Here is an 18,482-nt window from a genome sequence, read left to right as displayed (position 1 = left end):
GGCCGGCACTACCACACCTGCCAGGGCGGAACGTGCCCGATAGTGCCGGCCGCTGGCCGGCACCCCTGCGATCAGCCCAGGATTCCCGGCAGATCCAATCCCTTTTCCTTCGCGCAATCAATCGCGATCTCATAGCCGGCATCGGCATGGCGCATCACGCCGGTGGCCGGGTCGTTCCACAGCACGCGGCCGATGCGCTTGGCGGCGGCCTCGGTGCCGTCGCAGACGATCACCATGCCGGCGTGCTGCGAGAAGCCCATGCCGACGCCGCCGCCGTGATGCAGCGACACCCACGTCGCGCCGCTGGCGGTATTGAGCAGGGCGTTCAGCAGCGGCCAGTCGGATACTGCATCGGAGCCGTCGGCCATCGCTTCGGTTTCGCGGTTCGGCGACGCCACGCTGCCGCTGTCCAGGTGGTCGCGGCCGATCACCACCGGCGCCTTCAGCTCGCCGTTGGCGACCATCTCGTTGAAGGCGAGGCCCAGTCGATCGCGATCGCCCAGGCCCACCCAGCAGATGCGCGCCGGCAGTCCCTGGAACTTGATCTTCTCGGCGGCCATGTCCAGCCAGCGGTGCAGGTGCGGGTTGTCCGGAATCAGTTCCTTCACCTTGGCATCGGTCTTGGCGATGTCTTCCGGGTCACCGCTCAGCGCCGCCCAGCGGAACGGGCCGATGCCGCGGCAGAACAGCGGACGGATGTAGGCCGGCACGAAACCGGGGAAGTCAAAGGCATTGGCCACGCCTTCTTCCAGCGCCATCTGCCGCAGGTTGTTGCCGTAGTCCACGGTCGGCACGCCCAGCGCGTGGAAGCCGAGCATGGCGCGGATGTGGTTGGCCATCGACGCGCGTGCAGCCTTCTCCACTTCCTTGGGGGCAGCTACGCGCTTGTCGTCCCACTGTTCGACGGTCCAGCCCTGCGGCAGGTAGCCGTTCACCGGGTCATGTGCGGAGGTCTGGTCGGTCAGCAGGTCGGGCTTGATGCCGCGCTTGAGCAGTTCGGCCAGCACATCGGCGACGTTGCCGAGCAGGCCCACCGACTTCGGCGTCCCCGTCTTGCACGACTCGTCGATCAGGCGCAGCGCTTCGTCCAGGTTATCGGTCCAGGTATCCAGGTATCCGGTGCGCAGGCGCATGTCGATGCTGCTCTTGCGGCATTCCACTGCCAGGCACGAGGCGCCGGCCATCACCGCGGCCAGCGGCTGCGCGCCGCCCATGCCGCCCAGGCCGCCGGTGAACAGCCACTTGCCGGTCAGGTCGCCACCGAAGTGCTGGCGACCCATTTCCACGAAGGTCTCGTAGGTGCCCTGCACGATGCCCTGCGCGCCGATGTAGATCCAGCTGCCCGCGGTCATCTGGCCGTACATGGCCAGGCCCTTCTTATCCAGCTCGTTGAAGTGGTCCCAGTTGGCCCAGCGCGGAACCAGGTTGGAATTGGCGATCAGCACGCGCGGTGCGTCGGCGTGGGTGCGGAACACGCCCACCGGCTTGCCCGACTGCACCAGCAGGGTCTGGTCGTCATCCAGGCGCTTGAGCGTTTCGACGATCGCATCGAAGCTCTCCCAATCGCGCGCGGCGCGGCCGATGCCGCCGTACACCACCAGTTCCTGCGGGCGCTCGGCCACGTCCGGGTGCAGGTTGTTCATCAGCATGCGCAGCGGCGCTTCGGTCAGCCAGCTCTTGGCGTTGAGCGTGGTGCCGGTCGGCGCGGCGATGGTGCGGGACGGGTCGTTGCGGGTCATGCGGCGCTCCGGTTCGTAGCGAATTCAAGGCAGGCGTTGAGCACCTGCGCCAGGGTGTGGCGCAGCGGTGCGGCGTGGTCGGGGTCGAGCGGGGTGGGCCAGCTGTGTTCGTCCACCTGGTCGGGCAGTGGCTCGTGCATGTAGCCGCGGCAGGCAAGTTCCATCTGCAGGGTATGCACGCCGCCGGCGATGTTGCTGTAGTGGCGGGTGATCCAGCCGCCCTTGAAGCGGCCGTTGCGCACCTGGCTCATGCCACTGATTTTCAGCAGGTTCTCCACCACATCGCTCAAGGCGTTGTCGCAGGAGGTGTCCGGTGTGCCGGAGGGGCCGGCGGTGCCCAGGTTGAACTGCGGCAGTTCGCCGTCGAACAGGTGTGGAATGTGCGAGCGGATCGAGTGCGCGTCGTACACCACCACGGTGCCGTAGCGTGCGCGCAGGCGGGTGATCTGCGCGGCCAGCGCATCGTGGTAGGGCAGGAAATAGGTATCGCGGCGGCGGGCGATTTCCGCCTCGTCCGGCTCGCGCCCGGCGTGGTACAGCGGCTGGTTGTCGAAGGTGGTCAGCGGGCACAGGCCGGTGGTGTTCTGGCCTGGGTACAGCGAGACACCGCTGGGATCACGATTGAGATCGATCACTGAACGTGAGATCGCCGAGCGCACCGTGGTCGCGCCCATGCCGCGCACGAAGTCGTACAGCTCGTGCACCCACCAGTCGGCGTCGCGACGGGCCAGCCACGGCGAATGGTAGTCGCCGATCAGGTCGTGCGGCAGCTCGCTGCCGGTATGCGGGAAGCTGACGATGAGGGGGGCGTCGCCCTCGTGCACGGTCAGCCATTCGGGATGGGCGTTCATGCCTGCGGTTCCGCGGTCGGCAACAGATCGGCCAGGCCCTGCGCCAACGCGCCGCTGCGCACCAGGTTCGTGGCGGCCACCATGTCCGGGTGGAAGTAGCGATCCTCTTCCAGCGTCGGTACCTGCGCACGCAGGGTGGCGCGCACGCTTTCCAGCGCGGCGCTGGAGCGCAGCGGGGCGTGGAAGTCGCAGCCCTGCGCGGCGGCCAGCAGCTCGATGCCGATCACGTTGGCCGCGTTCTCGGCCATCTGCATCAGGCGGCGCGCGCCGTGCGCGGCCATCGACACATGGTCTTCCTGGTTGGCCGAAGTGGGGATCGAATCAACGCTCGCCGGGTAGGCGCGCTGCTTGTTTTCCGAGACCAGCGCGGCGGCGGTCACCTGCGGAATCATGAAGCCCGAGTTGAGGCCCGGGCGCGGGGTCAGGAACGCCGGCAGGCCGGACAGCGCCGGGTCCACCAGCATCGCCAGGCGGCGCTCGCTGATCGAGCCGATCTCGCACACCGCCATCGCCAGCATGTCGGCGGCGAAGGCCACCGGCTCGGCGTGGAAGTTGCCGCCGGACAGGGCTTCGCCGGTATCGGTGAACACCAGCGGGTTGTCGGACACGCCATTGGCTTCGATTTCCAGCGTGGTCGCGGCCTGGCGCAGGATGTCCAGTGCGGCACCCATCACCTGCGGCTGGCAGCGCAGGCAGTACGGATCCTGCACGCGCACATCGTTGTCACGGTGCGATTCGCGGATGTCCGAGCCCTGCATCAGCGTGCGCAGGGTGGCCGCGGTGGCGATCTGCCCGCGCTGGCCACGGATGGCGTGGATGCGCGGGTCGAACGGCGTATCGGAGCCCTTGGCCGCTTCCACCGCGAGTGCGCCCGTGACCAGCGCGGCCTGGAACACGGTCTCGATCTCGAACAGGCCAGCCAGCGCATAAGCGGTGGAGAACTGGGTGCCGTTGAGCAGCGCCAGGCCTTCCTTCGCGCCCAGTTCGATCGGCTGCAGACCGGCGCGCGCCAGAGCATCGACCGCGGGCAGGCGTTCGTCGCCGATGAAGGCTTCGCCCACGCCCAGCATCACGCTGGCCAGGTGCGAGAGCGGTGCCAGGTCACCCGAAGCACCCACCGAGCCCTGTGCCGGCACCACCGGCAGCACGCCCTTGACCAGCATCGCCTCCAGCAGCAGCAGGGTGTCCTCACGGATGCCCGAAGCACCCTGCGCAAGGCTGACCAGCTTCAGCGCCATCATCAGGCGCACTACGCTGGCCGGCATCGGCTCGCCCACACCGGCAGCATGTGAGAGCACGATGTTCCGCTGCAGGGTGGCCAGGTCCTCGCGCTCGATGCGCACGCTGGCCAGCTTGCCGAAGCCGGTGTTGATGCCATAGACCGGCGCGCCCTTGGCGACGATGGCGGCCACGGCCGCGGCACTGGCACGCACCACCGGCAGCGCGGCCGGGTCCAGTGCCAGCGGTGCACCGCGATAGACCTGCCGCCACTGGGCGAGAGTGACGTGGCCGGGGCGAAGAACCAGGGTGTTGCTCATGTGTTGCTCCAGGAGGCAGGCAGGTCGGGCTGTCCGCGCACCACGCGCGCGTGCAGCGGGTTGAATCCAATGCGATAGACCAGGTCGGCGGGGGCGTCGATGTCCCAGATCGCCAGGTCGCAGTCCATGCCCACGGCCAGTCGGCCGATACGGTCGCCATGGCCCAGCGCACGCGCCGCTTCACGGGTGAAGCCAGCGATGCACTCGTCCACGGTCAGGCGGAACAGGGTGGCGCCCATGTTCATCGCCAGCAGCGGGCTGGTCAGGGGCGAGGTGCCCGGGTTGCTGTCGGTGGCCAGCGCCAGCGGGACCCGGGCCGCACGCAGCGCCGCGATCGGCGGCAGGGTGGTATCGCGGGTGAAATAGAAGGCGCCGGGCAGCAGCACGGCGACGGTGCCGGCGGCGGCCATTGCCGCGATGCCGGCGTCATCGAGGTGCTCGATATGGTCGGCCGAGAGTGCACCGAAGCCGGCCGCCAGTTCGGCGCCATGCTGGTTGCTCAGCTGCTCGGCATGGATCTTCACCGCCAGCCCGTGGGCGCGTGCCGCCTCGAACACCTGCCGCGCCTGCGCGGGCGAGAAGGCGATGTTCTCGCAGAACACATCCACCGCTTCGGCCAGGCCTTCGGCGGCGATGGCCGGAATCATCACGTTGCACACCTCGTCGGTGTATTCCTGTGCCTCGCGGCCCGGCGGGATGGCATGTGCGCCGAGGAAGGTGGTCACCACGTTGACCCGGCATTCCTCGCCCAGCGCACGCGCCACCTGCAATTGCTTGCGTTCGTCGGGCAAAGTCAGGCCGTAGCCGGACTTGATCTCGAGCGTGGTCACGCCTTCGGCGCGCATCGCCAGCAGGCGGGGGCGGCTTTCACGGGCCAGCTGTTCCGGCGTGGCGGCGCGGGTGGCACGCACGGTGGAGACGATGCCGCCGCCGGCACGGGCGATCTCGGCATAGCTGACGCCCTGCAGGCGCTGCTCGAACTCGTTGGCGCGGTTGCCGGCGTAGACCAGATGGGTGTGGCAGTCGATCAGTCCCGGCGAGATCCAGCGGCCTTCGCCGTCGATGCGGGTGGTCGGTTGCAGGTGGGCATCGCTGCCGGCGGTGCCGACATGGACGATGCGTCCGTCGGCGCAGGCCAGCACGCCATCGCGGATGACGCCCAGGCCGTCGCCGTCGAGGGTGATCAGGTGGACGTTGGACCAGAGGGTATCGACGTGCATGGCATCCACAACGCGGCTGTGCTTATATGTCTATACAATATAGGCGTCCATTTCGGGTTGTCCAGCCATGTCCGATTCGCGTTCCCCCAACAGATTCCATGCCGCCCACGCCCTGCTGGCCGGAGGCTGGGCCCGCGATGTCCAGTTGCAGGTGCAGGACGGCCGCATCACGGACATCCGCACGGGCCAGGGTGCGCAGCCGGGCGATACCCGGGTCGGCATCCTGGTGCCGGGCCTGCCCAACCTGCACAGCCATGCGTTCCAGCGTGGCATGGCCGGCCTGACCGAGATCGGCGGCGGTGACGGCGACAGTTTCTGGAGCTGGCGCGAACTGATGTACCGCTTCCTGGCCCACCTGCGCCCGGATGCGGTGCAGGCCATCGCCGCCCAGGCCTATATGGAAATGCTGGAAAGTGGCTTCACCCGCGTTGGCGAATTCCACTATCTGCACCACGACGCCGACGGTCGCCCGTATGCCAACCGTGCCGAGATGAGTGCGCGGATTGCGGCGGCGGCCGATCAGACCGGCATCGGCCTGACCCTGTTGCCGGTGTTCTATGCCCATGCTGATTTCGGCGGTGCGCCGCCTAATCCCGCGCAGCGTCGCCTGATCCACGATGTGGACGGCTTCGCGCAGCTGTTGGAGGCCGCCAGGCCGGCATTGGCCGCGCTGCCTGACGCGGTGCTCGGAATCGCGCCGCACAGCCTGCGTGCAGTCACCGGCGAGGAACTGAGTGCGTTGCTGCCGCTGACCGACGGCCCGGTGCACATCCATATCGCCGAGCAGGTGCGCGAAGTCGAGGCCTGCCTGGCCTGGAGCGGCCAGCGCCCGGTGCAGTGGCTGTACAACCATGCGCCGGTGGACGCGCGCTGGTGCCTGGTGCATGCCACCCACATCACCGACGACGAGCGCGCAGCCATCGTGGCCAGCCGGGCCGTGGCCGGTCTGTGCCCGATCACCGAGGCCAACCTGGGCGATGGCCTGTTCCCGATGCGGGCGTTCGCACGCGAAGGCGGTCGCTTCGGCGTCGGTTCCGATTCCAATGTGTTGATCGACGCCGCCGAAGAGCTGCGCCTGCTCGAGTACGGCCAGCGCCTGACCCTGCGCGGGCGCAATGTGCTGGCCCCGGATGCCACCCGCAGCACCGGTCGCTTCCTGTTCGAGGGCGCACTGCATGGCGGTGCGCAGGCACTGGGCGTGGCGGCGGGCCTGCAGGTCGGTGCCAGTGCCGACCTGGTTGAACTGGACGCTGCGCATCCCGCGCTGCAGGCGCGACAGGACGACGCGTGGCTTGACAGCTGGGTGTTCGCCGCACGTAATGGCGCGCTGCGATCGGTCTGGCGCCATGGCCGCCAGTACGTGGCCGACGGCCGCCACCTGCAGCGCGAGGCGATCACCACCGCCTTTGCCGCCGCCCTGAAGGGCGTGCTGGACTGATCGCCTCCCGCCACCGAGACTCCATTACGTGAAGGCCAGCAAGTCCGCCACGCTCAACCAGCGTATCCGCAGCGATCTGGAAAGCCGCATCCTCAGCGGAGAGTGGGCGCCGGGCTTCCGCATCCCGTACGAGCACGAGCTGATGGAGCAGTACGGTTGCTCGCGGATGACGGTGAACAAGGTGCTGACCGCACTGGCCGAGAGCGGCATGATCGAGCGCCGCCGTCGCGCCGGCTCGTTCGTGGCACGGCAGCCGCCGCACCTGGAGCAGGTGGCGCTGGAGATCCCCGATATCGCGATGGAGGTGGGCTCGCGCGGGCATCAGTATGGCTACCGGCTGCTGCAGCGCGAACTGCGCCTGGCCGACGCCGGCAATCCCGGCGAGCTCGAGCTGGCCGGCCAGCAGAAGCTGCTGGCGATGCGCTGCCTGCACCTGGCCGATGGCCGCCCGTTGGCGCTGGAACATCGGTTGATCAGTCCGGTCGGCGTGCCCGAGGTGCTGGAGGTCGATTTCAACACCACCGCACCGGGCAGCTGGCTGCTGCAGAACGTGTCGTGGACCCGGGCCCAGCACCGCATCAGTGCCTGGGGCGCGGACACCGCCACGGCCAAGCTGCTGGACGTGAAGCCTGGCACCGCCTGCCTGGTGATCGAGCGCCTGACCTGGCGCGGTGAACAGCCGATCACCCGCGTGCGGCAGGTGTTCCTTGGCGACGCGTGGGACCTGGTGGCGCGCTTTGCGCCGGGCGCGCGCTAGGCGCCGATTCGCTCAGCCTGTACTGTCGCCTTGAACTCTGTCGGGGCGTGTGTACGATGTGTATCGTCCCTGCATGAAGAGCAGGGAGCTCATCCGGGAATTGGAAGCGGCAGGTTGGACCTGTCGGCGGATTCGCGGAAGCTCGCAAGGCTGACGTAGGAGGTCCCATGCGCTATCCAGTCTTGATCGAGGCAGGCGATGAGCGCACCGCCTGGGGCGTCGTCGTTCCGGATCTGCCCGGGTGCTTCTCGGCGGCCGACACGCTTGATGATGCGCTCAGCGCTGCGGAAGAGGCTGCGCTTGCCTGGATCGACGCGGCCCTGGATGACGGGCGCTCGATTCCGACACCTTCCGCGCCCCAGAAAATCGCCGCCGAGGCATCCAAGGACATCCGTTGGATTCTTGCGTACATCTGCATTGATCCGGCGCTGCTGGACGACACCATCGAGCGGGTCAACCTCAGCCTGCCACGCCGGATCCTGGCTAGGCTGGATGCGCAGGCAAGAGCGGCGGGTGAATCGCGTTCCAGTTACATCGCCCATCTCGCAGCATTGGGCTGAGCCGGCGCCATGAAGAGCCGAGCCCATGCTGGGCTGCTGTTCGTGTGATGCGCGATGAGTCGAGCGTAGCTCGACGCCACAGAGGCATCCACGCATGGCGTGGATCTACTGAATCCCGGTTGGGATTACGTGATGCGTGCGAGCCACTGGCAGATGCGCGCCATGCGTGGATGCTGCCGCATCAATACGTAGCGCACTGCCGCCAGCGCACCGGCTCATCCACGCCGGGGCGGGCATTGAGCTGGATGCGCACGTTGCGCAGCGCGGGGTAGTGCAGCACTTCCTCGCAGACCCGTGGCCACACCGCGTCCAGTTCACCGGTGCGGTTGATCGCCAGGGTCTGCCGGGTCAGCCACACGCCGCTGGCAATACCGGGCTTGCCGGCGAGGGCACGGGCCAGCTCGGCCTGGTAGCGATCCAGGGTGGCCGCATCCGGGTTCGGATTGCTGCGCGCGTCCGTGTCCGAGGGGGCCGGTGGAGTGGCCGGTGCCGCCGCAACCGGGCCCGGCTCGGTTGCGGGTGCGACCGCAGGAGCTGCCGCCGTCGGTGCAGCGGCAACAGGCCTGGCCTCTTCCATGTGCAGGCCCTGCAGGCCCAAGCCCACCAGCAACCCGAGCGTGACCGAGCCCAGTGCGGCAATCGCGATCCGGCGCAGCGCTTCATGCCTGGCGCTGGCGCGCACGCGCGCTTCGATATCGCCCGGCAGGTAGGGATGCAGAAGTGGCCACAGGCGTGGGCCGTCCAGCACTTCCACCGCCTGTTTTTCGGCAGCGCTGCGGCCATCGCGTTCGATCCGCCCTTCGGTCAGCAGCACGCCGCCCTTCGCGCCGGCCAGGCGCGCGGCGGCGCCCAGTTCGTTCACCGCGGCGGTACCAATGCGATAAGCCAGACCGTGCTTGCACGACACCAGCCAGGTGTTGGGGCCGTCGCTGAGCAGGAAGTCGCTGCTCGGCTCGCGTGATTCCTCTGTTGCATCGCTGAGTTCACGCAGGCCGCGCTGTTCGCGCAGCATGCGCCGAACCAGCACCGAGAATTCGCGCCAGTGCATGCCGGCCAGAGCCTGCAGGCCGAGTTGCATCTCCTTCTGCCGCCGCTTGATCCACCACAGATAGACAACGGCAAGGGAACAGCTAAACAGGGCCGACAGCAGGGCCAGGATCCAGGGGAGCATGCAGGAGGTGCGCGGAGGGGGCGAGTGCGGAAGACGACAGTGTAAAGGTCGTATCGCGCCGCTGGGTCAGGAGGTTCCTGACAGGAAATGTGACGGCGCGCGCAGATTCGGCATACGGCAGGCACGAAAAACCCGCCAATCCTGAAGCCGTGAGGGGAGGGAACAAACGGCAGCCGAAGCGATTGGCGGGTTGCTCGCGATTGTCAATCAAAATTTATTGCATTGCAACAATGGCGGTCAGGGCACGCTGTCCGGTGACTGATGGCTGCCCGGGGCGGGAGCGTCGGCACCTGAGGCGGCGCGATTCTCCAGCTTGGCCAGGCGCGCATGCAGGGCATCGATGCGGGCTTCCAGCGCCGTCACTTCGTCGGCGGTGGGTACATGCAGGCGCTTGAGCACGCCCTGCACCTGGTCGTCGAAGGCCTTTTCGACCTTGTTCCAGGTGCCGGAGGCTTTCTCGCGGGCCTCATCCAGCGACGATTCCACGTTGTCGCGCCAACCCGGGCCCTGCTCGCCATTGCGTTCACGGCGGCGTGCCTCCCAGGCTTCGCCTTCCTTCACCAGGCCATCGAAGAAGCGGCTGCCTTCGGCCTGGGCACGGCCCAGCGCGCCCAGGCCGGCCAGCCAGACCTGTTGCGCGGAGTCGCTGAGCTTGCGCGAGAAGCGCTCGGCCTGGTCACCGAAAGAAGCGTCGTCGTTGCGGCGGTCGTCGTTCTCGTACTGGTTCATCGCACTTCCCGTGGGAGTTGGGCCTGCCCCGAGAGTAGCGCGCGTTGGCGTTGCACGGCCGTGACGGCCGCCGTCGGGATTCAGCCCAGCTTTTCCTTCAGCACGCGCTGGATCTCGCCTTCGACCATGCCCTTCATCGCCGACAGCAGGAAGCCCAGCTTGGCGGTCACGCGCACGGCGCCCGGCTGCAGTTCGATCGCACCGTCCACGCCGCTGCCGGAGAAGTTCAGCACATCGGCGGTCCACGAGGACTTCAGGCCAAAGCGCTCGGACAACTTGGCGGCAACCTGTTCGATCGCGGCGCGCGCCTGTGCGTCGGGCAGGGCGTGGGCGTGGCGGACATCGATGGTGGACATGCAGGCTCCTGGCGCAGGGCGGGGATGATCAATGAGGGCGAGCATTGTGCGCATCGAGGGCCTTCGCGCCAAGCACTCATCGCAGGTTCTTCTTCGTTGGCGGCCAACCTGCTAGGCTGCGCCGCGTGCAGAACCTGCTTGTTCACTTCAGTCAGCAACAACAGCCCGACCAGCCGCTGCGGCCCGGGGTGCAGCGCATCGTGCGCCAGGCCAACGGTAGCGTGCGGCTTGGCGACGCCGGTAATGGCGCCCTGCTGCTTGCGCAGTTCTGCATGGACGACCGCGGCCTCTGGTTGCAGGTGGGTAATGGCATCCGCGGCATCCACGTGAACGGCCGCCCGGTGCGCCGGATGGCCCTGCTGCGCGCGGGCGACGCGGTGTACGTGGATGGCGTGGAAATGGTGCTGCAGGGCGAAGTCGAAAGCCTGTTGCAGGCCCCTGCACCGAAGAACGAGGAAGGGACCGACGAACAGCAGCGCCTGCTGCGCGGTGTCGGTGGTCTCCATCATGGGCGTGGCTTCACTCTGTCGCGGGCCCGCCTGATTGGCCGCGGCAGCGAGGCCGACATCGCCATCGATGACCCGGCGTTCGCCGAGCAGCATGCGCGGGTGGAAGTGCACGGCGAGCGCGTGTTGCTGCGCGACCTGGGCAGTGCTGACGGCACCCGGGTCAACGGGGTGGCGGTACGCCACTGCTGGCTGCAGGCCGGCGACCAGGTCGTGTTCGATGGCCAGCACCGTTTCGTGCTGGAAGTGCCACACGACCCGCGCCGTCGGCCGCTGCCGGTCGAGGACGAGTCGGGCCAGGATGCCGAGCAGGCGTCGGTTCTGCCGGCTGCACCGCGCAAGGTGCGGCGCTGGCCGTGGCTGCTGGTGAGCGCACTGCTGCTGGCTGCGCTGCTCAGCCTGCTGCTCTGGTTCGGCGCGCGCTGATCTGAACCCAGAGGGTCCGCTCCGGTGGGTGCCGACCAAGGTCGGCGACTACCGGATCCATGCTGGCGGCCAATGGATTCCAATGAAACCAAATTTCCCTTGCCGCACTAGGCCGCAAGGCTGGTGCACTGCGGCATACTAGGGGCCTTGCCCCACAGGTGCGACATGACGCGCGCGTTCAACTTCAGTGCCGGCCCTGCAACCTTGCCGGAATCGGTCCTGCGCCAGGCGCAGGCGGAAATGCTGGACTGGCACGGGTCCGGCGCCTCGATCGTGGAAATGAGCCATCGCGGCGCGGAGTTCATGTCCGTGGCGGCCGAGGCCGAGGCCGACCTGCGGCGCCTGCTCGACATCCCCGACGACTATGCGGTGCTGTTCCTGTCCGGTGGCGCCACCACCCAGCAGGCCCTGATCCCGCTCAACTTCGCCGCCCCGGGCCAGCGCGCCGACTACGTGGTCAGCGGCCACTGGGGCAAGACCGCAGTCAAGCAGGCCGGTGTCTACGTCGACGTCAACATTGCCGCCAGCAGCGAGGCCGATGGCTACCGCACGCTGCCGCCGCGTGCCGACTGGCAGCTCTCGCCCGATGCCGCCTATGTGCACATCACCGCCAACGAGACCATCCACGGCGTCGAGTTCCGTGATGTGCCCGACACCGGCAACGTCCCGTTGATCGCCGATTTCAGTTCCTCCATCGCCAGCGAGCCGCTGGATGTACGCCGCTACGGCGTGATCTATGCCGGTGCGCAGAAGAACCTGGGGCCGGTCGGCATCGCGGTGATGATCATCCGCCGTGACCTGCTTGAACGCAGCGGCCAGCCGCGCGCGGACATCTTCGATTACCGCTCGCACGTCGCCCGCGATTCGATGCTCAATACCCCGCCCACCTGGAACTGGTACCTGGCCGGGCTGGTGTTCAAGTGGATGCTGGCCGAAGGCGGCGTGGCCGAGTTCGCCAGGCGCAACGTCGCCAAGGCCGCCCTGGTGTACGGCGCCATCGACGGCTCCGGTGGCTTCTATCGCAACAAAGTCGCGCATGCGGCGCGTTCGCGGATGAACATCCCGTTCTTCCTGCCCGATGCCGAACTCGATGCCCGCTTCGTGGCCGAAGCCAAGGCCGCCGGCCTGCTGGCGCTGAAGGGGCACAAGGTGGTCGGCGGCATCCGCGCCTCGCTGTACAACGCCATGCCGCTGGCCGGGGCCGAGGCGCTGGTCGCCTTCATGGCCGATTTCCAGCAGCGTCACGGTTGAGCAATGAACGGCGCGCACCGTCGGGTGCGTGCCCCGCAACAAGGAATTCCGATGGCAAGCAGCAAATCCAGCAAGAAGGCGACGAAGAAGGCCGAACCGGCCAAGGGCAGCGCGCCCGCCAGGGCGAAGGGCAAGGCCAAGGCCGCCTCGAACCCGGCACCGACCCTGGCGCCGCTGGCGCTGGCCGATGTGCGTTCGAAGATCGACCAGATCGACCGTGACATCCAGAACCTGATCGCCGAGCGCGCACGCTTCGCCCATCAGGTGGGCAAGGCCAAGGGCAAGCTCGCCGCCGCCGTCGACTACTACCGCCCCGAACGCGAAGCGCAGGTGCTGCGCATGGTGGTGGACCGCAACGAAGGCCCGCTCAGTGATGAGCTGCTGGTGCATGTCTACCGCGAGATCATGTCGGCCTGCCTGGCCCAGCAGGAGCCACTGAAGATCGGCTACCTCGGCCCGGAAGGCACCTTCAGCCAGCAGGCCGTACTCAAGCACTTCGGCCGCTCGGCGCTGGGCCTGCCGATGGCCAGCATCGAAGAAGTGTTCCAGGAAGTGGAAGCGGGCAACGCCGATTTCGGCGTAGTGCCGGTGGAGAACTCGGGCCAGGGCACCATCCAGATCACCCTGGACATGTTCCTGACCTCGAACCTGAAGATCTGCGGTGAAGTGGAACTGCGCGTGCAGCAGTACCTGATGTCGCGCAGCGGCCGCATCGAGGACATCGAGCGCATCTACGCACACCCGCAGTCGTTCATGCAGACCTCGGCCTGGCTGCGCGCCAACCTGCCCAAGGCCGAGAAGATTCCGGTATCGAGCAATGCCGAAGGCGCGCGCCGTGCGCGTAACGCCGACGATGCAGCGGCCATCGGTGGCGAGAGCGCCGGCCATGTGTACGGCCTGAAGAAGGTGGTAACCAAGCCGATCCAGAACGACGCCGACAACACTACCCGCTTCCTGGTGGTGGGCCGCAACATCTTCCCGACCTCCGGCCATGACCGCACCTCGGTGCTGGTGTTCATCCATGACAAGCCCGGTGCGCTGTTCGACGTGCTCAGCCCGTTCGCCCGCCATGGCATCAGCATGAACCGCATCGAGTCGCGCCCGTCGCACCACGGCAAGTGGGAATACGGCTTCTTCATCGACCTGGCCGGTCATATTGACGACGCGCCGATGCAGGCCGCGCTGGCCGAACTGGAAGCGCACTCGGCGCAGATCAAGGTGCTGGGTTCCTATCCGGTGGCCGTGCCCTGAGTGCTGCTGTGGCGGCTGCGGCCGCTGCCCCTGATGCATCGCCGGCGCTGCCGGCGTTTACGGAATGATCGAACGATGAGCAACGCGCAACACTGGATCGCCCGCAAGGGCCAGCCGCTGCAGGGCAGCCTGACCATTCCCGGCGACAAGTCGGTCTCGCACCGCTCGGTGATGTTCGCCGCGCTGGCCGATGGCACCTCGCACATCGAGGGCTTCCTGGAAGGCGAAGACACTCGCGCCACCGCGCGTATCTTCAGCCAGCTGGGCGTGCGCATCGAAACGCCGAGCCCGTCGCAGCGCATCGTGCACGGCGTCGGCATCGACGGCCTGAAAGCGCCGGATGCGCCGTTGGACTGCGGCAACGCCGGTACCGGCATGCGCCTGCTGGCCGGCTTGCTGGCCGGGCAGGCGTTCGATTGCACGCTGATCGGCGATGAGTCGCTGTCCGGTCGTCCGATGCGCCGCGTCACCGCCCCGCTGTCGCAGATGGGGGCGAAGATCGATACCGAGAGCGATGGCACGCCGCCGCTGCACGTGCATGGCGGCCAGACGCTGCACGGCATCGACTTCGCCTCGCCGGTGGCCAGCGCACAGATCAAGTCGGCCGTACTGCTGGCCGGCCTGTATGCGCAGGGCGAAACCCAGGTGACCGAACCGCACCCGACCCGCGACTACACCGAGCGCATGCTGTCCGCGTTTGGCGTGGACATCGAATTCTCGCCGGGGAAGGCGCGCCTGCGTGGCGGCCAGCGCCTGCGTGCCACCGACATCGTGGTGCCGGCCGACTTCTCCTCGGCTGCGTTCTACCTGGTGGCGGCGAGCATCATTCCCGGCTCCGAGCTGCGCCTGAAGCAGGTTGGCCTGAACCCGCGCCGCACCGGCCTGCTGCATGCACTGCGCCTGATGGGCGCGGACATCACCGAAGAGAATCCGGCCGAGCAGGGCGGTGAACCTGTGGCCGATCTGGTGGTGCGCTACGCACCGCTGAAGGGTGCGCGCATTCCGGAAGCGCTGGTTCCGGACATGATCGATGAGTTCCCGGCACTGTTCGTCGCTGCTGCCGCAGCGGAAGGGCAGACCGTGGTCAGCGGCGCCGCCGAACTGCGGGTGAAGGAATCCGATCGCCTCGCCGCGATGGCCACCGGCCTGCGCGCGCTGGGCATGCAGGTGGATGAAGCCGAAGATGGCGCCACCCTGCACGGCGGTGCGCGCCTGGGCAGCGGCACCATCGAAAGCCACGGCGACCACCGCATTGCCATGGCGTTCGCCATTGCCGGCCAGATCAGCGACGGCGAAGTGCGCATCAACGACATCGCCAACGTCGCCACGTCCTTCCCGGACTTCGACGGCCTGGCACGCAGCGCCGGGTTCAACCTGGCCTGAGCGGCCACGTCCGGCGGACGATGCAACCCGGTAGCTGCCAACCTTGGTTGGCACGCTTCCATCGACCGGTAGTTGCCAACCTTGGTTGGCACGCTTCCATCAACCGGTAGGTGCCAACCTTGGTTGGCACGCTTCCCCACATAAAAAGACGGAGGCCGAAGCCTCCGTCGAAACATCACGAACCCCTCGTCCGCGATCAACGCTGCTCGGTACGGAAATCCACCGGGACCCGCACCACGCTTGCTACTGCGCGGCCGTCATGCACCGCAGGCTGGAACTTCCAGTTCTGCACGGTGTTGAGCACCGCACGATCCAGGTCGCGGCTGCGCTCGCCGCTGCGCGAAACGATTGCCGCGTTGGCGACGTTGCCGCGGGTATCGACATTCAGGCTGGCGATCACGCTGCCCTGCACACCACTGCGAAGTGCAGCGGCGGGGTAGGTCGGCATGCGGTTGCTGGCCAGCGGGCGCGCTTCACGATTGCGCACCACCGGCGCCGCCTTGCGCTGGCTGGAAGCCGGTGCGGCCTGGCGCGCGGCAGGCGCCGCAGCATCGGCAACCGCGGCCTGCTCAGGGGCTGGCAGCATGCGCTCGCCAACCGGTGCCGGCGCCACATCTTCCTGGTTCGAGTGACGCAGCCAGAGCAGGGCGGCCGCGAACATCGCCACGATCAGCGCGATCCACATCCACGGTGATGTGGGCCTGTGCTGCAGGCTGGAATCCTGCTGCAGCTGCGGCGAATGAAGGTCTTCGTGGGTGGTGGCAGTCATCGCAAACTCCTTCCGTCAATGGACGACGTGGGCAGTGTTGCCCGAGCCATGGACGAGAAGTGTCAGCGTTGCGTCAACGCAACCGGCAGGGTTCAGTTTGCCTGCCGGCAAGCGTTCAGTTATTGCGTCTTGAAGTCGAACGGCACTTCAATGCTGCCGGGCACGGCCTGGCCGTTGCTCTGCGCCGGGGTAAAGCGCCAGCGGCGTACTGCATCGGTGGCGGCACGGTCGAGCTCGCGTGAGCCGCTGCGCTGGATCACCGTGGCGTTGTTCGGGTAGCCGGTGGCATCCACATCCACGCGTACCACCACGCTGCCGGTCTCACCGGCACGCAGGGCGGCGGCAGGATAGGCAGGCGGCGGCGACTGGCCGGCAATCGGCATCGGCTGGCTGTTGCCGGTGGCCGCCGGAGCAAGGCCCGGTGCAGCCGGGGCCGCTTCCGCCACCGGGGCAGGCGGCGGCGGGGTGGTTTCAACCAGCTTCGGGGCGTCTTCCTCCACCGGGGCCGGTTTGGCATCGGGCATGTCGCTGGAGCCTGCCGCCGCGGCCAGCGGCTCCGGCAATGGCTCCACCTGGGCCGTTTCCTGCGGGGTCTGTGCGGCCGGGTCGGCGCGGAAGAATTCCTTGTCGCGCCCGGTCAGCCAGACCAGCACGAACAGCAGGATGCCCACACCGAACGCGATGCCGGCGATCTTCAGGGCGTTGCGCGGGATATGCACGGTGAACGACTTGGCGGACGACGAGCGGGGTGCAGACATGGACCGGACCAGTACGGAATAGCCCGATTCTGCCACGGCGGGAATGAACCGGGCGGCAGAAATCCGTATAACAAGCGATAATCCCATCCCTGATACCCACCACGACACCTGCCATGCTTGATCCAGCCCTGCTCCGCCACCAGCCCGCCGACCTCGCCGAACGCCTGCGCACCAGCCGCGGCTTCGAGCTCGACGTGTCTGCCCTGGAGTCCCTGGAGGCCGATCGCAAGCGCATCCAGGTGCGTACCCAGGAGCTGCAGAGCCTGCGCAACAGCTGTTCCAAGGCCATCGGCCAGGCCAAGGCCAAGGGCGAGGATGTCTCGGCCATCATGGCCGAGGTCGCCGCGTTCGCCGACGAACTGAAGGCTTCGGAAGTGGCGCTGGACGAACTGCGCGAGAAGATCGATGCGATCTCGATGGGCATCCCGAATATTCCGGCCGATGACGTGCCGGCCGGTGCCGACGAGAACGACAACGTCGAGCAGGCGCGCTGGGGTACCCCGCGCCAGTTCGATTTCAAGGTGCTGGATCACGTCGAACTCGGCGCCCGCAATGGCTGGCTGGACGGCGAGACCGCGGCCAAGCTGTCCGGTTCGCGCTTCACCGTGCTGCGTGGCCCGATCGCGCGCCTGCACCGCGCCCTGGCCCAGTTCATGGTCGACCTGCACACCGGCGAGCACGGCTATGAAGAGACCAACGTACCGCTGCTGGTCAACGCCGATTCGCTGCGTGGCACCAGCCAGCTTCCGAAGTTCGAGGACGACTTGTTCAAGACCGCCGTGGGTGATTCCACGCGTTACCTGATCCCGACTTCGGAAGTGCCGTTGACCAACATCGTGCGCGACGAGATCGTGGATGCCGAGCGCCTGCCGCTGCGCATGACCGCCCATTCGATGTGCTTCCGCGCCGAGGCCGGCAGCGGTGGCCGCGACGTGCGCGGCATGATCCGCCAGCACCAGTTCGAGAAGGTCGAGCTGGTCTCGATCAGCCGCCCGGAAGACAGCGACGCAGAGCACCAGCGCATGACCCGCTGCGCCGAAGTGGTGCTGGAAAAGCTGGGCCTGCCGTACCGCAAGGTGCTGCTGTGCACCGGCGACATGGGCTTCTCGGCGATCAAGACCTACGACCTGGAAGTCTGGCTGCCGTCGCAGGAAACCTACCGCGAGATCTCCTCGTGCTCGAACTGCGGTGATTTCCAGGCCCGGCGCATGCAGGCCCGCTGGCGCAACCCGGCCACCGGCAAGCCGGAGCTGGCGCACACCCTGAACGGCTCGGGCGTGGCGGTGGGCCGCGCGATGATCGCGGTGATGGAGAACTACCAGAACGCCGACGGCAGCATCACCGTGCCGGAAGCGCTGCGCCCGTACATGGGCGGCCTGGAAACCATCGCCTGACACCCTGATCGGGTGGGTGCCGTGCCTGCACGGCACCGCCGTGGCTCTGGTGGGTGCCATGCTTGCATGGCATTGCTGTGGCTCTGGTGGGTGCCATGCTTGCATGGCATCGCAGTGGCTCGGGTGGGTGCCATGCTTGCATGGCACCGAATCCACGCACGGCGTGGATCTACGATGCGGGTTGCATCCACGCCCTGCGTCAATGAACTACCGCGATCACTCCATGACGCGCACCTTCTCCAACGGCACCCATCCGGGTTCGCCCGTTTCCGGTACGCACCACGCCCAGCCATTGAGCGTGCGTTCCCCGCGCAGCACCTGCCCGGGATCCACATCCAGTTCCCGCGCGCAGTAAGCCTCCGTGGCAAAAGCGCCACCCTGCGCA

The 18,482-nt window shown here is 67.6% G+C and carries 17 protein-coding genes and 1 pseudogene; 8 read left to right on the top strand and 10 right to left on the bottom strand.

Features of this window, described 5'->3' with window-relative positions:
- Window positions 1-71 precede the first annotated feature (71 nt).
- The 4 genes from hutU to hutI are packed head-to-tail and all read right to left on the bottom strand — an operon-like array spanning window position 72 to window position 5,348.
- Window positions 72-1,739: a urocanate hydratase gene (hutU, locus tag O0J73_RS14865; protein ID WP_197563686.1), complete on the bottom strand. Its 1,668-nt coding sequence runs from the start codon at window positions 1,737-1,739 to the stop codon at window positions 72-74.
- Window positions 1,736-2,590 carry an N-formylglutamate deformylase gene (gene hutG, locus O0J73_RS14860; protein WP_006452775.1) on the bottom strand — a complete coding sequence of 285 codons (855 nt, stop codon included), beginning with the start codon at window positions 2,588-2,590 and terminating at the stop codon, window positions 1,736-1,738. Before hutG ends, hutU begins: the two co-directional genes overlap by 4 nt.
- Window positions 2,587-4,128, bottom strand: a complete 1,542-nt coding sequence (gene hutH / locus O0J73_RS14855; RefSeq protein WP_308309024.1) for a histidine ammonia-lyase — start codon at window positions 4,126-4,128, stop codon at window positions 2,587-2,589. Before hutH ends, hutG begins: the two co-directional genes overlap by 4 nt.
- Entirely contained in the window at window positions 4,125-5,348 is a 1,224-nt protein-coding gene (gene hutI / locus O0J73_RS14850) for an imidazolonepropionase (protein WP_308309023.1), read from the bottom strand. Before hutI ends, hutH begins: the two co-directional genes overlap by 4 nt.
- 67 nt (window positions 5,349-5,415) lie before the next feature.
- On the opposite strand from hutI, the gene O0J73_RS14845 reads away from it, so the two are divergent.
- From O0J73_RS14845 to O0J73_RS14835, 3 genes are all read left to right on the top strand, one after another.
- Window positions 5,416-6,786: a formimidoylglutamate deiminase gene (locus O0J73_RS14845; RefSeq protein ID WP_308309022.1), complete on the top strand. Its 1,371-nt coding sequence runs from the start codon at window positions 5,416-5,418 to the stop codon at window positions 6,784-6,786.
- Between the two features lie 28 nt (window positions 6,787-6,814).
- Window positions 6,815-7,543 (top strand): histidine utilization repressor, encoded by a 729-nt coding sequence (gene hutC / locus O0J73_RS14840; RefSeq protein WP_049458702.1) that lies wholly within the window; start codon window positions 6,815-6,817, stop codon window positions 7,541-7,543.
- Window positions 7,544-7,710: 167 nt separating this feature from the next.
- Window positions 7,711-8,103 carry a type II toxin-antitoxin system HicB family antitoxin gene (locus O0J73_RS14835; RefSeq protein ID WP_308309021.1) on the top strand — a complete coding sequence of 131 codons (393 nt, stop codon included), beginning with the start codon at window positions 7,711-7,713 and terminating at the stop codon, window positions 8,101-8,103.
- Between the two features lie 181 nt (window positions 8,104-8,284).
- Here O0J73_RS14835 and O0J73_RS14830 read toward each other — a convergent pair whose 3' ends face one another.
- The 3 genes from O0J73_RS14830 to O0J73_RS14820 form a co-directional block, all read right to left on the bottom strand.
- Window positions 8,285-9,274, bottom strand: coding sequence for a restriction endonuclease (locus O0J73_RS14830; protein ID WP_197563682.1), 990 nt, complete (start codon window positions 9,272-9,274; stop codon window positions 8,285-8,287).
- Window positions 9,275-9,511: 237 nt separating this feature from the next.
- Window positions 9,512-10,003, bottom strand: coding sequence for a phasin family protein (locus O0J73_RS14825; protein WP_006452496.1), 492 nt, complete (start codon window positions 10,001-10,003; stop codon window positions 9,512-9,514).
- A gap of 80 nt (window positions 10,004-10,083) precedes the next feature.
- Entirely contained in the window at window positions 10,084-10,359 is a 276-nt protein-coding gene (locus O0J73_RS14820) for a polyhydroxyalkanoic acid system family protein (RefSeq protein ID WP_005417302.1), read from the bottom strand.
- 125 nt (window positions 10,360-10,484) lie between these two features.
- Here O0J73_RS14820 and O0J73_RS14815 point away from each other — a divergent pair, with 125 nt between their 5' ends.
- The 4 genes from O0J73_RS14815 to aroA all read left to right on the top strand — a co-directional run bounded on the left by O0J73_RS14815 (window position 10,485) and on the right by aroA (window position 15,176).
- Window positions 10,485-11,291, top strand: a complete 807-nt coding sequence (locus tag O0J73_RS14815; RefSeq protein ID WP_308309020.1) for an FHA domain-containing protein — start codon at window positions 10,485-10,487, stop codon at window positions 11,289-11,291.
- Window positions 11,292-11,456: 165 nt separating this feature from the next.
- Complete coding sequence (gene serC / locus O0J73_RS14810) at window positions 11,457-12,542, top strand: 3-phosphoserine/phosphohydroxythreonine transaminase (RefSeq protein ID WP_308309019.1); 1,086 nt, start codon at window positions 11,457-11,459, stop codon at window positions 12,540-12,542.
- Window positions 12,543-12,593: 51 nt separating this feature from the next.
- The gene (pheA, locus tag O0J73_RS14805; protein WP_308309018.1) at window positions 12,594-13,793 is read left to right on the top strand and encodes a prephenate dehydratase; all 1,200 of its coding nucleotides are present in this window, start codon (window positions 12,594-12,596) and stop codon (window positions 13,791-13,793) included.
- A gap of 75 nt (window positions 13,794-13,868) precedes the next feature.
- On the top strand, window positions 13,869-15,176 hold the full coding sequence (aroA, locus tag O0J73_RS14800) for a 3-phosphoshikimate 1-carboxyvinyltransferase (protein WP_308309017.1): 1,308 nt from the start codon (window positions 13,869-13,871) through the stop codon (window positions 15,174-15,176).
- 196 nt (window positions 15,177-15,372) lie between these two features.
- Here aroA and O0J73_RS14795 read toward each other — a convergent pair whose 3' ends face one another.
- A complete protein-coding gene (locus O0J73_RS14795) occupies window positions 15,373-15,945 on the bottom strand; it encodes an energy transducer TonB (protein WP_006452398.1) in 573 nt (190 codons plus the stop codon).
- Between the two features lie 119 nt (window positions 15,946-16,064).
- Entirely contained in the window at window positions 16,065-16,703 is a 639-nt protein-coding gene (locus O0J73_RS14790) for an energy transducer TonB (protein ID WP_308309016.1), read from the bottom strand.
- A 113-nt stretch (window positions 16,704-16,816) separates the two neighbouring features.
- Here O0J73_RS14790 and serS point away from each other — a divergent pair, with 113 nt between their 5' ends.
- Window positions 16,817-18,097, top strand: a complete 1,281-nt coding sequence (gene serS, locus O0J73_RS14785) for a serine--tRNA ligase (RefSeq protein WP_308309015.1) — start codon at window positions 16,817-16,819, stop codon at window positions 18,095-18,097.
- 216 nt (window positions 18,098-18,313) lie between these two features.
- Here serS and O0J73_RS14780 read toward each other — a convergent pair.
- Window positions 18,314-18,482 (bottom strand): annotated as a pseudogene (locus O0J73_RS14780) (ligand-binding protein SH3); the annotation flags it as partial.

It is taken from the genome of Stenotrophomonas sp. Sm6012, assembly GCF_030985895.1.
GTDB classification, from domain to species: domain Bacteria; phylum Pseudomonadota; class Gammaproteobacteria; order Xanthomonadales; family Xanthomonadaceae; genus Stenotrophomonas; species Stenotrophomonas forensis.
The sequence above is the reverse complement of the archived record's forward strand: the minus strand, read 5'-3'. Positions and strand labels throughout refer to the sequence as shown.

Coding starts and splice junctions, on each gene's coding strand:
- O0J73_RS14835 (WP_308309021.1), top strand. CDS start 7,711: ATGCGCTATCCAGTCTTGATCGAGGCAGGCGATGAGCGCACCGCCTGG.
- O0J73_RS14820 (WP_005417302.1), bottom strand. CDS start 10,359: ATGTCCACCATCGATGTCCGCCACGCCCACGCCCTGCCCGACGCACAG.
- O0J73_RS14790 (WP_308309016.1), bottom strand. CDS start 16,703: ATGTCTGCACCCCGCTCGTCGTCCGCCAAGTCGTTCACCGTGCATATC.
- hutH (WP_308309024.1), bottom strand. CDS start 4,128: ATGAGCAACACCCTGGTTCTTCGCCCCGGCCACGTCACTCTCGCCCAG.
- hutU (WP_197563686.1), bottom strand. CDS start 1,739: ATGACCCGCAACGACCCGTCCCGCACCATCGCCGCGCCGACCGGCACC.
- O0J73_RS14845 (WP_308309022.1), top strand. CDS start 5,416: ATGTCCGATTCGCGTTCCCCCAACAGATTCCATGCCGCCCACGCCCTG.
- aroA (WP_308309017.1), top strand. CDS start 13,869: ATGAGCAACGCGCAACACTGGATCGCCCGCAAGGGCCAGCCGCTGCAG.
- pheA (WP_308309018.1), top strand. CDS start 12,594: ATGGCAAGCAGCAAATCCAGCAAGAAGGCGACGAAGAAGGCCGAACCG.
- O0J73_RS14795 (WP_006452398.1), bottom strand. CDS start 15,945: ATGACTGCCACCACCCACGAAGACCTTCATTCGCCGCAGCTGCAGCAG.
- serC (WP_308309019.1), top strand. CDS start 11,457: ATGACGCGCGCGTTCAACTTCAGTGCCGGCCCTGCAACCTTGCCGGAA.
- hutI (WP_308309023.1), bottom strand. CDS start 5,348: ATGCACGTCGATACCCTCTGGTCCAACGTCCACCTGATCACCCTCGAC.
- hutG (WP_006452775.1), bottom strand. CDS start 2,590: ATGAACGCCCATCCCGAATGGCTGACCGTGCACGAGGGCGACGCCCCC.
- serS (WP_308309015.1), top strand. CDS start 16,817: ATGCTTGATCCAGCCCTGCTCCGCCACCAGCCCGCCGACCTCGCCGAA.
- O0J73_RS14830 (WP_197563682.1), bottom strand. CDS start 9,274: ATGCTCCCCTGGATCCTGGCCCTGCTGTCGGCCCTGTTTAGCTGTTCC.
- O0J73_RS14825 (WP_006452496.1), bottom strand. CDS start 10,003: ATGAACCAGTACGAGAACGACGACCGCCGCAACGACGACGCTTCTTTC.